12 protein-coding genes are annotated in these 13,032 nt (G+C 72.7%); 9 read left to right on the forward strand and 3 right to left on the reverse strand.

What is annotated here, in order from left to right:
- Window positions 1-388: 388 nt before the first annotated feature.
- Window positions 389-1,513: an amidohydrolase family protein gene (locus ACFVX6_RS30555; RefSeq protein ID WP_389696924.1), complete on the reverse strand. Its 1,125-nt coding sequence runs from the start codon at window positions 1,511-1,513 to the stop codon at window positions 389-391.
- Between the two features lie 265 nt (window positions 1,514-1,778).
- Between ACFVX6_RS30555 and ACFVX6_RS30560 the strand changes: the two genes are divergently transcribed.
- The gene (locus ACFVX6_RS30560; protein ID WP_389696989.1) at window positions 1,779-3,017 is read left to right on the forward strand and encodes a cytochrome P450; all 1,239 of its coding nucleotides are present in this window, start codon (window positions 1,779-1,781) and stop codon (window positions 3,015-3,017) included.
- A 120-nt stretch (window positions 3,018-3,137) separates the two neighbouring features.
- Here ACFVX6_RS30560 and ACFVX6_RS30565 read toward each other — a convergent pair whose 3' ends face one another.
- Window positions 3,138-3,506 carry a DNA-binding response regulator gene (locus tag ACFVX6_RS30565; protein WP_389696991.1) on the reverse strand — a complete coding sequence of 123 codons (369 nt, stop codon included), beginning with the start codon at window positions 3,504-3,506 and terminating at the stop codon, window positions 3,138-3,140.
- Window positions 3,507-3,802: 296 nt separating this feature from the next.
- Here ACFVX6_RS30565 and ACFVX6_RS30570 point away from each other — a divergent pair, with 296 nt between their 5' ends.
- From ACFVX6_RS30570 to ACFVX6_RS30580, 3 genes are all read left to right on the forward strand, one after another.
- Window positions 3,803-4,675: a MaoC/PaaZ C-terminal domain-containing protein gene (locus ACFVX6_RS30570; protein ID WP_266909244.1), complete on the forward strand. Its 873-nt coding sequence runs from the start codon at window positions 3,803-3,805 to the stop codon at window positions 4,673-4,675.
- A gap of 63 nt (window positions 4,676-4,738) precedes the next feature.
- Window positions 4,739-5,815: a Zn-dependent alcohol dehydrogenase gene (locus tag ACFVX6_RS30575; protein ID WP_389696927.1), complete on the forward strand. Its 1,077-nt coding sequence runs from the start codon at window positions 4,739-4,741 to the stop codon at window positions 5,813-5,815.
- A 24-nt stretch (window positions 5,816-5,839) separates the two neighbouring features.
- A complete protein-coding gene (locus ACFVX6_RS30580; protein WP_389696929.1) occupies window positions 5,840-6,784 on the forward strand; it encodes a 3-oxoacyl-ACP reductase in 945 nt (314 codons plus the stop codon).
- Window positions 6,785-6,856: 72 nt separating this feature from the next.
- On the opposite strand, the gene ACFVX6_RS30585 is transcribed toward ACFVX6_RS30580, so the two are convergent.
- Window positions 6,857-7,987 carry a hypothetical protein gene (locus tag ACFVX6_RS30585; RefSeq protein WP_389696931.1) on the reverse strand — a complete coding sequence of 377 codons (1,131 nt, stop codon included), beginning with the start codon at window positions 7,985-7,987 and terminating at the stop codon, window positions 6,857-6,859.
- 220 nt (window positions 7,988-8,207) lie between these two features.
- Between ACFVX6_RS30585 and ACFVX6_RS30590 the strand changes: the two genes are divergently transcribed.
- The 5 genes from ACFVX6_RS30590 (at window position 8,208) to ACFVX6_RS30610 (ending at window position 13,027) form a co-directional block, all read left to right on the forward strand.
- On the forward strand, window positions 8,208-9,269 hold the full coding sequence (locus ACFVX6_RS30590; protein WP_389696933.1) for an ABC transporter substrate-binding protein: 1,062 nt from the start codon (window positions 8,208-8,210) through the stop codon (window positions 9,267-9,269).
- A gap of 176 nt (window positions 9,270-9,445) precedes the next feature.
- Window positions 9,446-10,303: a Nif3-like dinuclear metal center hexameric protein gene (locus ACFVX6_RS30595; RefSeq protein WP_389696935.1), complete on the forward strand. Its 858-nt coding sequence runs from the start codon at window positions 9,446-9,448 to the stop codon at window positions 10,301-10,303.
- Window positions 10,300-11,043 (forward strand): zinc ribbon domain-containing protein, encoded by a 744-nt coding sequence (locus ACFVX6_RS30600; protein ID WP_389696993.1) that lies wholly within the window; start codon window positions 10,300-10,302, stop codon window positions 11,041-11,043. Before ACFVX6_RS30595 ends, ACFVX6_RS30600 begins: the two co-directional genes overlap by 4 nt.
- The gene (locus tag ACFVX6_RS30605; RefSeq protein WP_389696937.1) at window positions 11,043-12,494 is read left to right on the forward strand and encodes a bifunctional RNase H/acid phosphatase; all 1,452 of its coding nucleotides are present in this window, start codon (window positions 11,043-11,045) and stop codon (window positions 12,492-12,494) included. The genes ACFVX6_RS30600 and ACFVX6_RS30605 overlap by 1 nt, the downstream gene beginning before the upstream one ends.
- A gap of 203 nt (window positions 12,495-12,697) precedes the next feature.
- A complete protein-coding gene (locus tag ACFVX6_RS30610; RefSeq protein WP_389696939.1) occupies window positions 12,698-13,027 on the forward strand; it encodes a hypothetical protein in 330 nt (109 codons plus the stop codon).
- Window positions 13,028-13,032: the final 5 nt, after the last annotated feature.

Raw genomic sequence — 13,032 nt, forward strand, 5'->3', positions numbered from 1 at the left:
GGCATGATTTAGGCGCCCTGTGTCCTACGTGGACAGGGTGCGGGGTGTTCTCGCGCCACAAATCACGCTTTACGTCCCGGCCAACACCCCACCCCGCCCCCGTCCCCGACCCGCCGTTTTCCCGACCCCGGCCGTGCGAGCAGCCCCGGCCTGGGCAGACATTCAGCCCTGGCCCGGGCGAACATTAGGCCCCGGCCTGGGTTTGGTCTTTTCAGCCGTCCGGCGTTTGAGGACCGGGGTCCGGGCGCAGCCCGGGACCCTTCAGCCCGTCCGGCGTTTGAGGACCGGGTCAGGGCCGAGCCCTGGGAACGGTGGAAGGGCGGGTAGGGGAACTCCGCCCCGCGCAGCGGCCAGGGCAAGGTGCGGCGGCGAGGCTGGGCCGGCTGCCTCAGACGCGGGCCGGCGCCGGACTCAAGGGGGCCAAGGCCGGGCTAAAGCCGGCCAAGCTCGGCATCAAGCGCACCGCGTTGTCCCGATTGATCGCCCGATGGTGCGCCGGCGTCAACACGGGGTCACCCGCCAGCGCCGGCAGGGCGATGTCCGTGACCATCTCCGCGGGGCACGCCGGCCAGTCGCTGCCGAAGAGGATGCGGTCGGGGGCCGCCATCGCCAGAAGGGTGCCCGCCGGGGACATGGGCCCGGCCGTGTCGTAGTAGAAGCGGAGCAGGTGGTCGCGGACCATCGCCGGTTCGACGGGCGGGGTGAACGCCCCCGCGAAGGCCTGTACCCGGGTGGCGATGTGCGGGAGGAAGCCGCCCGCGTGCGGCAGGATCACCGACAGGTTCGGGAACCGGTCCAGCGTGCCCTTGTGGATCATGTTCAGCGCGGCTCGTGTCGTGTCCAGCAGGAAGTCGCAGAGGAAGTTCGGGATCCCCGGAACAGCCACCGCCCCGGGCCCGCCGCCCGCGCCGGGCCCGGGCTTCGACCCCTGTCCGGGGCCTGCGCCGGGCTCCGTGCCCGGTCCCGGCCCGCGGCCCGCACCCCCGCCGGGGAGCGGCAGGTTGTGCGGATGGGTGTCCACGACGGCGGATCGTTCGTCGAGTTCCGCGAAGAGCGGGTCGTAGGAGGGGTCGCCGAGGTAGACGCCCCCGTAGTTCGCCGTCACGTTCACCCCCACCGCCCCCAGCTCGTCGAGCCCGCGCCGCAGCGCCCAGCGCGCGACCTCCGGGTCGTCGAGGAAGAGCGGGGCGTGGAACGCGAAGCGGCCGGGGTGCGCGTCCGTCACCTCGGCGGCCGCCCGCAGCGTGATGGACGTGGCCTCGCGCAGCTGCGCGGACGTGGCGTAGCGCGCGGGCAGCATCGGCTTGAGCACGGCGGTGGCGATCCCTGCCCGGTCCATCAGGTCCAGGGCCGCCGCGGCATCCCAGCGCGCCCATGGCGGAAGGGCCTTCCGGTTCGCCAGGCCCTGGCCTTCGGCCCACTCCAGCCACTCCGGGGCACAGAAATGGTGGTGGACGTCGATCCTGCTGCGGCTGCCGTCGTCCGGCGGGGTGATGTCTGCGATGTCCGGCATGGGGGGACCTTATGGCGGTGCCGCGCGGGCGGTCGCGGGACAGGTCGGGGACCGGGCCGATCCGCTCAGGCGGGCGTAGTTTCGGGCCCGAACGGGGTAATCAGGGTTTTTCGGCGTTTTTCGGGCCATGGGTGGAGGGAGTGAGGTGGCTGGACAGTCGAGCCCCCACGAGAGGTCTGAGCCCGTGACGACCGAACCCGCAGTGGAAGTGAGTGACGGCCTTCCCGTCGGCCTCCCCGTAGCCGAAGCCGTGGCGGCCGTGTCCATGGGCACGCCGGAGTACCGTACGTGCCCCTATCCGGTCTACCGATCGCTGCGCGAGCAGGCCCCCGTCTGCAAGCTGACCACGCGCCACGGGGTGGACACGTATCTCATCACTCGGTACGAGGACGCCCGGCTCGCGCTGTCCGATCCGCGCATCGGCAAGGACATGCACGAGGGCATCGACATCTACCACGCGGTCTTCGGGGACACCTGCGACGCCCTCGACGACAACCTGATCTTCGCCGACCCCCCTCGGCACACCCGGCTGCGGCACATCGCCCACGAGGCCTTCACCCCGCGCCACGTCAAGCTGCTGCGCCCGCGCATCGAGCAGCTCGCCGACGAACTGCTCGCCAAGTGCCCGACGGCCGCCCCCGTCGACCTGATGGCCGCCTTCGCCCTGCCGCTCCCCGTCATGGTCATCTGTGAACTGCTCGGCATCGTCGGGGACGAGCGCACCGACGTCCTGAAGTGGTTCGGGCAGGTGACGCGCTCCCGGTTCAGCAAGGACCTGTCCGACGACCTGGCCGCGGCGGAGCACTGGCTGCGGAACTACTTCACGGGTCTGGTCACCCGTAAGCGCGCGGAACCCGCCGACGACTTCCTCACCGTGCTGATCCAGACGCAGCACGAGGAAGGGGCCCTGACCGACGACGAACTCGTCTCGATGATGTGGGTCCTGCTCTTCGCGGGCCACAAGACCACGACCTATCAGATCGGCAACGCGGTCTTCTCCCTGTTGTCCCACCCCGCCCAGTTGGCGCTCGTACGGGAGGACCGGGGGCTGCTGCCCCAGGCGATCGAGGAGCTCGTCCGGTTCGAGTGCTCCGTGGAGACCTCCACGTTCCGCTACGCCCTGGAGGACGTGGAGATCGGGGGAGTGGCCATCCCGCAGGGCTCCCTGGTCCAGATCGCGATCTCCTCCGCGAACCGCGACCCGGAGAAGTTCGCGGAACCGGACACCCTGGACGTGACGCGCAAGGGGCTGCAGAGCACCCACCTCGGCTTCGGTCACGGACCCCACTACTGCCTCGGCGCGCCGCTCGCCCGCATGGAGCTGGAGACCGCGCTGACGGCCCTGCTCGACCGGTTCCCCGAGATGGTCCTGGCGACCCCGGAGCCGGGCCACGAGGAGTGGCTCAAGGGGCCCTTCCCGGCCTTCCGCGGGCTGGAGAGGCTGCCCGTAGCCCTGGATCCGTCGCAGACGGTCGACGACTGGACGGCCGCCGCCCCCGGCTGAGCCGCCACCGCACACCACGCCCGCCCCGCGGATCCTCCGGAAGGATCCGCGGGGCGGGCGCATGTCCGGTGCGGTTCACGGGACCTGAGGGGTCTACGTGGCCTCCGGGTCCTACGTGGCCTACGGCGCGCGCGGGGCCTCCAGCGCCGGGTCGACCACCGACTCCCCCCGGGAGGCGCGGCGGATGCCGTCCGCGAGGTCCTCGACCGGGCCGTCCCGCAGGACCAGGCCGGCCGCACCGGCGGCGAGGGCGGCCTCCGGCAGACCCGGATGGGCGGAGCCCGTCAACACCAGGATCCGGCATTCCGGATCCTCCGCCAGGAGCGCGGGGACGCGGTCCACCGACTCCGTCAGCGCCACCGCCGGGCGGGCCAGCGGCGAAGCCACGACCTCGATGTCCGGCTGGAGGCCGAGGAGGACCGCCAGGGCCGGGTTCGGCGGGTCCAGGAGCACCCGCAGGGATCGGGCGGGGCGCTGGGGAACGGGCATCTCATCCACCCGGCCAGGGTAGGGGCGAAGCATCCCGTACCCGCGCAACGCGCCGCGGGAGAAGTGAGTCTGACAGATAGTCAGGAGTCTTCCCAAGTGCTGGGGCGTGCGTTATACATTCCTTCACCGGGCAACCTAGAACGCGTTCTAGAGTGCCGGGTCCCGCATACGACCTCGGTGCGGCCGACGGTGCGGACGGCCGCGCCGAGGTCTTCCAAGGCACCGCGCTTCCACAGCCGGTGCTTCACAGCAGGTGCCTCAAAGACGGTGTTTCCAACACAGGGAGCAGCACGCCCATGCCGATCGATGCCGCCAAGGCCCTCGCCGCCGAACCCCGCCAGGGGAACATCGCCTGGGACCACAAGGACATCCAGCTCTACCACCTCGGACTCGGCGCGGGGACCTCCCCGAACAACCCCGGGGCAGCCACCGACCCGGACGAGCTGCGGTACACCCTGGAGTCCAAGCTCCACGTGCTCCCCAGCTTCGCGACGGTCGCCGGCTCCGGCATGGCCATGATGGGCGGCCTCGCCGCCCCCGGCATCGAGGTCAACCTCGCCAACGTGCTGCACGGCAGCCAGTCCATCGAGCTGCACCGACCCATCCCGGTCAAGGGGCAGGCCGCCTCCACGGCCAAGGTCGCCGCGGTGTACGACAAGGGCAAGGCGGCGGTGATCGTCCTGCGCACCGAGGTCGCGGACGCCGACGGGCCGCTGTGGACCTCCGACGCGTCGATCTTCGTACGCGGCGAGGGCGGCTTCGGCGGCGACCGCGGCCCCTCCGTCAAGGCCGAGCAGCCCGAGCGGGCGCCCGACCGGGTGGAGGAGCGCAAGATCCGAGAGGAGCAGGCGCTGCTGTACCGCCTCTCCGGAGACTGGAACCCGCTCCACGCGGACCCCGAGTTCGCCAAGATGGCCGGCTTCGACCAGCCGATCCTGCACGGCCTGTGCTCGTACGGGATGACCCTGAAGGCCGTGGTCGACACCGTCCTGGACGGCGACGTGTCCCGCGTCCGCGCTTACCGCACCCGCTTCGCCGGGATCGTCTTCCCCGGCGAGACCCTGCGGATCCGGATGTGGCAGGAGCCCGGCCGCGTCCTCGTCACGGTGAGCGCCGCCGACCGGGACGACGCCCCGGTCCTCGCCGACACCGTCGTCGAACACGGCTGAGCGGATCCGGCAGCCGAAGCACGCGAAACCCCGCAGCCGCATACCCACAGAAGGAGCCGCACCGTGCGCGCAGCACTCCAGAGCGAGATAGGCCAGGACAAGCTCGAAGTCGTCGAGGACATGCAGGCCGTGGGCTTCGGCCCCGGCAAGGTCAAGATCCGCATCAAGGCCACCGGCCTGTGCCACTCCGACCTCTCCGCGATGAGCGGCGTCCTCCCGCAGCCCGCCCCCTTCATCCCGGGCCACGAGGGCTCCGGCGTGATCACCGACGTCGGCGACGGGGTCACCAGCCACAAGATCGGTGACCGGGTCCTGGTCTGCTGGCTCCCGCCCTGCGGGCACTGTCCCTCCTGCAAGCGCGGCCAGGGCCACCTGTGCCTGGAGGCCTTCGGCAACGTCGCCACCCCCAACTTCCAGCGCGGCGACAGCCCCATCTTCGGCTTCGCCGGCACCGGCACCTTCGCCGAGGAGATGGTGGTCCCGGCGGGATGCGCCGTACCCATCCCCGACGACGTGCCCTTCGACATCGCCGCCCTCATCGGCTGCGGAGTCACCACCGGCCTGGGAGCCGCCATCAACACCGCCAAGGTGGAGGCCGGTTCCTCGGTCGCCGTCATCGGCTGCGGCGGCGTCGGCATCTCCGTCATCCAGGGCGCCAAGGTGCAGGGCGCGGCCCAGATCATCGCCGTCGACCCGGTCGCCTCCCGGCGCGAGGCCGCGCTGCGCTTCGGCGCCACCGAGGCGGTCTCCCCGGAGGAGTTCGCCGACGCCAAGAACCGGATCACCGCGGGCGAGGGCTTCGACTACGTCTTCGAGGTCGTCGGCAAGTCCGCGACCACCAAGACCGCCTACGACATGACCCGCCGCGGCGGCTCCGTCGTCGTGGTCGGCGCCGGGGCGCTCGACGACAACTACTCGATCAACATGTTCTCCCTCTTCTTCGACGAGAAGAAGATCCTGCCGTCGATGTACGGCGGCGGCGACGTGCTCCGCTCCTACGAGCGCACCATCGCGCTGTGGCGGGCCGGCCGGGTGGACCTGGCGGGCCTGATCACGCACCGCGTGCAGCTCGCCGAGATCAACGACGCGCTCGACCAGATGCGTACGGGCGTGGCCCTGCGCACCTGCATCGAACTCTGACCCGTTTCGAGAGGAACCGTACGGATGTCACTGCCACTTGAGGGACTCGTCGCCATCGTCACCGGGGCCGGCCGCGGCCTCGGCCGGTCCGAGGCGATCGAACTCGCCCGGCTCGGCGCGAGCGTGGTCGTCAACGACTTCGGGCAGCCCGGCCGCGACGGCTCCGGCGAGGCCTCGGCCGCACCGGCGGAGGAGGTCGCGGCGGAGATACGCGCCGCGGGCGGACAGGCGGTGGCGCACCTGGGCGACGTGGCCGACTTCGAGCAGGCGCGCGAGCTGGTCGAGCTGGCGGTGAACAGCTTCGGCAAGCTCGACATCCTGGTCAACAACGCGGGCATCCTGCGCGACCGGATGGTCTTCTCGATGTCGGAGTCGGAGTGGGACTCGGTCATCCGGGTCCACCTCAAGGGCCACTTCAACACGACCCACTTCGCCTCCGTGCACTGGCGCGAACGCTCCAAGGCGGCCGGCGGCCCGGTCTACGGCCGGATCATCAACACCTCCTCCGAGGCCTTCCTCGGCGGCTCGGCCGGCCAGCCCAACTACGCGGCGGCCAAGGGCGGCATCGTGGGCCTGACCACGTCCACCGCCCTGGCCCTCGCCAAGTACGGGGTGACGGCCAACGCCATCTGCCCGCGCGCCCGTACCCGTATGACGGAGGACGTCTTCGCGGGCTTCCAGGTCCCGGAGGAGGGCAAGCTCGACGCCCTCGCCCCCGAGCACGTCTCCCCGCTGGTCGGCTACCTGGCCTCACCGGCCTCGGCGAAGGCCAACGGGCAGCTGTTCGTCGTCCACGGCGGCATCGTGGTCGTCATGGAACGCCCGAAGGTGGCGGCGAAGTTCGACACCACCAAGGAGTCCTTCTCCTACGAGGAACTCGACGAACTCCTCACCCCCCACTACGACTCCCGCCCCCCGAACGAAACCTTCGCGGCGACGGAAGTCCTGGGCCTCAAGCACGACGGCTGACGGATACACAGGTACGGACGCACGCACGCAGACGCCGCCCGGGGTGCAGAACCCCGAGCCCGGCGTCGTCACTCACCCCAGCGGGGCCTGTTGCAAGGGGACCGGGCGGGTGGGGGTCGGGGGGAGGGGGATGGGGTCCAGGCGGATGGGTGGCGGTGGGGAGACCGGGAGGGTCATGCCCAGGAGGCCGCAGGGGACTTCGGGGGTGGCGTACGGGAGGTGCAGGCGGCCCTCCTGGGTCCAGCGGCCCGTTCCGCCGAGCCAGCCGGCCGGGGCGCCGAGCCGGAACACGTGCCGGTCGGCGGGGCGCCACAGGGCCAGCCCGGCCACGGAGCCGCCGTAACCGTCGCCGGCCTCGTCCACCCGCAGCGCCACCCCGCAGCTCTCCGGCATCAGCACCTGCCCCGGCTGCACCGCGAACGGCATCGCCGTGGCCCCGACGGCCCGCAGGCACTCCGGGAAGCGCACCGGGCGGGCGCTGCCCAGGACCCCCCAGCCGAGCCGCAGTTCGCCGGGCGCGTCCGAACGGATCAGCAGCAGCCCGCTGTCGGGGTCGGCCAGCAGCAGCCGGTCGTTGCTGGCCTCCGCGATCTGGAGCAGCGGCGACACCTCCCCGGCCCGCCGCAGGTCCACGGCCACCGCCTTGGTGACCGGCCCGTCGGGGCCGTCCAGTTCGCGGTCCAGGGCCAGCAGCCGGCCCGTGTGGTCCAGCCAGACCCCGCCCGAACAGCGCCCCGGGATCCGGGCGACCCGCTCCGGCCCGAAGGGGACCCCGGCCACCTGCCACACCGTGGTCGAGGCGGCCCCCACGGCCAGGGCGAAGGCCCCGTGCCCGTCGGGGGAGGGGGGCAGCAGGGTGACCCGTACGCCGTCGACCGCCGGGATCGCGCCGAGCTGCAGCTCCCCGGTCCGGGGCCCGGCGCCCGCTTCGCCGCCGCCCGTCGGGTACAACAGCGCGAAGGCGCGCCGCTCCGCGACCCGCCGGTGGATCAGGACCCGCCCGTCGGTGAGCGGCAGCACCTCGCTGTCGGCCTCCTCGGGCTGGGCGAGGGGCAGGGGCACCGCGTACGGCTCGGGACCGGTCAGCGTCCAGCGCTCCGGATAGCGGGCTTCGCCGTCCCCGGCGAGCCGGGCGGCGTAGGACCCGTCCGCGGCGATGGTGAACGGGGTCGCGCTGGTCTTCTCGATGGCACAGACAGTCATCTGCGGACACCTCCGCCGAGGAAGGTAGTGATCGCGCTTCCCCCCGGACAACGCGACAATCCCCGCTTCACACATACGGGTGGCGGGACGGCGATTCGGCTGTGGAGGAGGAGGCGATTGTGCTGTGCGATATCGGGGCGTTTAGGGTGAGGAGCCTGGTTAGGCACACCTAACCCGCTTTTCCGGTCTTTGCCCCCTCCCCACCCTCAGGAGACGTCCCATGTCCCTCCGACGCCGCACGCCCCGAGGTGGCTCGGTCGCCGCCGTCGCCCTGGCCGCTGCCGCCGCACTCGTCCTCACCGCCTGCGGGGGTCAGGACGACGAGGCCGCGAAGCCCGGCAAGGAGGCCCCGGCCGGAGGCACCGAGAAGAAGGCCGCCGCCCAGGGCGGCAAGGACTTCTCCGACGCGGCGAAGAAGACGACGGCCTTCGGGACCACCGCGGCGGCCGGGCAGTTCCCCCGCACGGTCACCCACGCCATGGGCTCCACCGAGCTCAAGGCCGCGCCCGAGCGGGTCGTCGTCCTCGACGTCGGCGAGCTCGACAACGTCGTCTCCCTCGGCATGCAGCCCGTCGGCTACGCGCCCACCGAAGGCGACGAGGGCATCCCCGGCTACCTGAAGAAGGACGCCGGCGAGCCCAAGTCCGTCGGCACCATCAACAACCTCAACCTCGAAGCGATCAACGCCCTCAAGCCCGACCTGATCCTCGGCAGCCAACTGCGCTCCGCGGACAAGTACGACGCGCTCTCGAAGATCGCCCCGACCGTGTTCTCCATCCGCCCCGGCTTCCCGTGGAAGGAGAACTACCTCTTGAACGCCGCCGCCCTCGACAAGACGGCCGAGGCCGAGGCCAAGCTCGACGCCTACCGGGCGAAGGCGACGAAGCTCGGCGAGGACCTCGGCGAGAAGAAGCCGACCGTCACGATGCTGCGCTACATGCCGGGCAAGACCCGGCTCTACGCCGGCGCCTCCTTCATCGGCACGATCCTGAAGGACTCCGGCATCCCGCGCCCGCAGAACCAGCAGGTCGAGGACCTCGCGGTGGAGATCAGCCCGGAGCGCATGGACGAGGCCGCCGCCGACTGGATCTTCACCGGCGTCTACGGGGCCAAGGACAAGACCAAGCGCGACTCCGCCGAGGACAACCCGCTGTGGAAGGGCCTGGAGGCCGTGCAGCAGGGCCGGGCCAAGGAGGTCCCGGACGAGACCTGGTACCTGGGCCTCGGCGTGACCGCCGCCGACAAGGTCCTCGACGACCTGCGCGGCTTCCTGGCGAAGTAGCCCGGCGCCGACGACCGGCCTCCCTGGGCATGTCCCCTCGACCCGACCCCCTCGACCGGGCCCCCTCGACCCGGCCCCTCGACCGGCCCCCCTCGGCCGTCGCCCGGGGGCCGAGCCGAGGGAAACAGGCCCCCGGACCAGACCGGGCCGGTCGCCACGGACGGTAGCCTTGACCCGTGCCCCGTCTCTCTGAAGTCATCGCCGCGCTGGACGCTCTGTGGCCCCCCTCGCGGGCCGAGGAGTGGGACGCCGTCGGCACCGTCTGCGGCGACCCCGACGCCGAGGTCTCCCGGGTCCTGTTCGCCGTCGACCCCGTCCAGGAGATCGTCGACGAAGCGGTGAAGCTGGGCGCCGACCTGCTCGTCACCCACCACCCCCTCTACCTGCGGGGCACCACCACCGTCTCCGCCGGCACCTTCAAGGGCCGGGCCGTGCACACGCTGATCAAGAACGACATCGCGCTGCACGTCGCCCACACCAACGCCGACACCGCCGACCCCGGCGTCTCCGACGCCCTCGCCGGCGCCCTCGACCTGCGCGTCACCGGCCCGCTGGTGCCCGACCCGAGCGACCCCACGGGCCGCCGGGGCCTGGGCCGGCTCTGCGAGCTGGACCGCCCCGAGACGCTGCGCGAGTTCACCGCGCGCGTCGCCGCCTGGCTCCAGCCGACCGCGCAGGGCATCCGGGTGGCCGGTGACCCCGACGCGATGATCCGCAGGGTCGCGGTCAGCGGCGGCTCCGGCGACGGCCTCTTCGCGCAGGTCCGGGCCGCCGGTGTCGACGCGTACGTCACCGCCGACCTGCGCCACCACCCGGTGTCCGAGGCCCGCGAGCAGAGCTCGCTCGCCCTCGTCGACGCCGCCCACTGGGCCACCGAATGGCCCTGGTGCGAGCAGGCCGCGGCCCAGCTCGACGCCATCTCCGAGCGCAACGGCTGGGGTCTGCGGACCCACGTCTCGCGCACGGCCACCGACCCGTGGACGGCGCACGCGCCGTCCGTGACATCCCCTTCTCACCCTGGAGCCCCCAACTGAACGCCGAGCCCGCCGACCAGATCCGACTTCTCGACGTCCAGGCCCTGGACGTCCGGCTGTCTCAGCTGACCCACAAGCGCAAGATGCTCCCCGAGCACGCCGAGGTCGACTCGCTGACCAGCGACCTCGCCCAGCAGCGCGACTTCCTCGTCGCCGCCCAGACGCAGGCAACCGACGCCGCCCGCGAGCAGACCAAGGCCGAGCAGGACGTGGACCAGGTGCGCCAGCGCGCCGCCCGCGACCAGGCCCGCCTGGACTCGGGTGCGGGCATCTCCGCCCGCGACCTGGCCAACCTGCAGAGCGAGGTCGTCTCCCTCGCCAAGCGCCAAGGCGACCTGGAGGACGTGGTCCTCGAGGTCATGGAGCGCCTGGAGGGTGCGCAGGAGCGCGTCACCGAGCTCACCGACCGGGTCGCCTCGCTGGAGACCAAGCTCGTCGACGCCACCGCGCGCCGCGACGCCGCCACCGGTGAGATCGACGCCGAGGTCGCGGGCATCGCCAAGGACCGCGAGGTCATCGTCACCGCCATGCCGGCCGCGCTGATCGCCCTCTACGAGAAGATCCGCGTGAAGCAGGGCGGCGTAGGCGCCGCCCGCCTGTCGCAGCGCCGCTGCGAGGGCTGCCGCCTGGAGCTCGACCTCGCCGAGGTCAACGAGATCAAGGCCGCCGCCCGCGACCAGGTCGTCCGGCACGAGAGCTGCGGCCGCATCCTGGTCCGCATGGCCGACTCGGGCATCTGATGCCGCAGTTCGTTGTCGAAGCCGACGGCGGCTCCCGGGGCAACCCGGGGCCCGCCGGTTACGGCTCCGTCGTCCTCGACCCGGTGACGGGCGAGACGCTGGCCGAGCGCGCGGAGTACATCGGCGTCGCGACGAACAACGTGGCCGAGTACAAGGGCCTCATCGCCGGGCTCAAGGCCGCCCGCGAGCTGGACCCGGACGCGGTGGTCCTCGTACGCATGGACTCCAAGCTCGTCGTCGAGCAGATGTCGGGCCGCTGGAAGATCAAGCACCCGGACATGAAGCCGCTCGCGGCGGAGGCGGCGAAGGTCATGCCGCGCGCGCAGGTGACGTACGAGTGGATCCCGCGCGAGAAGAACAAGCACGCGGACCGGCTCGCGAACGAGGCGATGGACGCGGGCAAGCGCGGCAAGCAGTGGGAGCCCTCGAACTCCTCGGCGGCCTTGGCCGCCCTGGACGCCTCGGCCGCCCGCACCCTGGCGACCCCGCAGGGCCCTCCGGGCGACGCGGCGAAGGGGGCCGCGGCGGTGCGCGCCGCCCTCGCCTCCGGCGGCGGTACGCGGACCCGCGCGGGCGCCGCTGCGGGTGCACGGGCCGGCTCCGCACCGGCCGGCGCCGACACCCTGTTCGGGGACCCGGCGGACCTGGCCGACGTTGTCGGCCCGGCGGACCTGGCCGACCTTGCCGGCCCGGCAGACCTGGCGGCGGCCCCGGCTTCCGGGCCGGACACGGCTGCGGCGGCCGTGCCCGCCACCGGCGCGTCCGGCGTCGCGTCCACCGGCACCGCTCCCGCCCCCGCGGCGGGACAGGGCTGGGGACCCGACATGGGGCCCCCGGCCACCTTCGTGCTGCTGCGCCACGGAGAGACCGCGCTGACCCCGCAGAAGCGGTTCTCCGGCAGCGGCGGCAGTGACCCGGAGCTCTCCGCGGCGGGCCGCCGCCAGGCCGCCGCCGTCGCGGAGTCGCTCGCTGCGCGCGGCACCATCGAGACGGTGATCAGCTCTCCGCTGCGCCGCTGCCGGGAGACCGCGCAGGCCGTCGCCGACCGGCTCGGGCTCACCGTCACGGTCGAAGAGGGGCTGCGCGAGGTCGACTTCGGGGCGTGGGAGGGGCTGACCTTCGCGGAGGCGCGCGAGCGCTACCCGGAGGACCTCCAGGCGTGGCTGGACTCCCCGAAGGCCGCCCCCACGGGCGGCGGCGAGAGCTTCGCCTCGGCCACCCGCCGGATCTCGGCGACCAGGGACCGGCTGCTCGCCGAGCACGCGGGCCGCACGGTCCTGCTGGTCTCGCACGTGACGCCGGTCAAGATCCTGGTCCGGCTGGCGCTGGGCGCCCCGCCGGAGGCGCTGTTCCGCATGGAGCTGTCGGCGGCCTCCCTGTCGGCGGTGGCCTACTACGCCGACGGCAACGCCTCGGTCCGCCTCCTGAACGACACGTCCCACCTGCGCTGAGCCACCGCGCCGCCCTGCCGCACGGCGAGGCCCCCCACCCCGACGGGGCGGGGGGCCTTCCGCAATCCCCGAGCCGCAGCGCGCCGCCGGTTGGTAGAAAGGGGGCACGTGAGGACAGCAGGAGGGATCGCCCGTGCCGCCGTACCCGTTCGGCTTCCGGTAGCACCCCCAGGAAGGCCCTGGGGTGCGGCTGGAGGCTCTCCTTGTCCCGCACCGCCCACCACATTCCCGCCCCGCGCACCCCGTTCGCCGCACAGCGGCGCGAGGAACGCGACACCCCCGGCCGGCGTCCGTACGACGGTCCCTGGCGCAGGGTGGACCTGCGCAGCCTGAGGTACTCCGCCGCCGAGCTCCGTACCGCGGCGAAGGAGGGCCGGCGCCCGCAGCCGCAGGAGGTCCGGCGCGCCTTCGACAGCTGGAGCTACTGCTGCGCCTTCGCCGGTTCCCTGTCCGAGGCCGCCCACCTCGCGGACGATCCGGAGACGGCCATCGCCCCCTACCGCCCCCGCCACCGGGCCCACTGGGAGGCCTGACACCG

The sequence above is a fragment of the Streptomyces sp. NPDC058289 genome, assembly GCF_042880975.1.
Taxonomy (GTDB): Bacteria; Actinomycetota; Actinomycetes; order Streptomycetales; family Streptomycetaceae; genus Streptomyces; species Streptomyces stoeckheimensis.

Bases quoted from the DNA above. Each gene is read 5' to 3' on its own strand.
- ACFVX6_RS30555 (WP_389696924.1), bottom strand. From the start codon at position 1,513: ATGCCGGACATCGCAGACATCACCCCGCCGGACGACGGCAGCCGCAGC.
- ACFVX6_RS30560 (WP_389696989.1), top strand. From the start codon at position 1,779: ATGGGCACGCCGGAGTACCGTACGTGCCCCTATCCGGTCTACCGATCG.
- ACFVX6_RS30565 (WP_389696991.1), bottom strand. From the start codon at position 3,506: ATGCCCGTTCCCCAGCGCCCCGCCCGATCCCTGCGGGTGCTCCTGGAC.
- ACFVX6_RS30570 (WP_266909244.1), top strand. From the start codon at position 3,803: ATGCCGATCGATGCCGCCAAGGCCCTCGCCGCCGAACCCCGCCAGGGG.
- ACFVX6_RS30580 (WP_389696929.1), top strand. From the start codon at position 5,840: ATGTCACTGCCACTTGAGGGACTCGTCGCCATCGTCACCGGGGCCGGC.
- ACFVX6_RS30585 (WP_389696931.1), bottom strand. From the start codon at position 7,987: ATGACTGTCTGTGCCATCGAGAAGACCAGCGCGACCCCGTTCACCATC.
- ACFVX6_RS30590 (WP_389696933.1), top strand. From the start codon at position 8,208: ATGTCCCTCCGACGCCGCACGCCCCGAGGTGGCTCGGTCGCCGCCGTC.
- ACFVX6_RS30605 (WP_389696937.1), top strand. From the start codon at position 11,043: ATGCCGCAGTTCGTTGTCGAAGCCGACGGCGGCTCCCGGGGCAACCCG.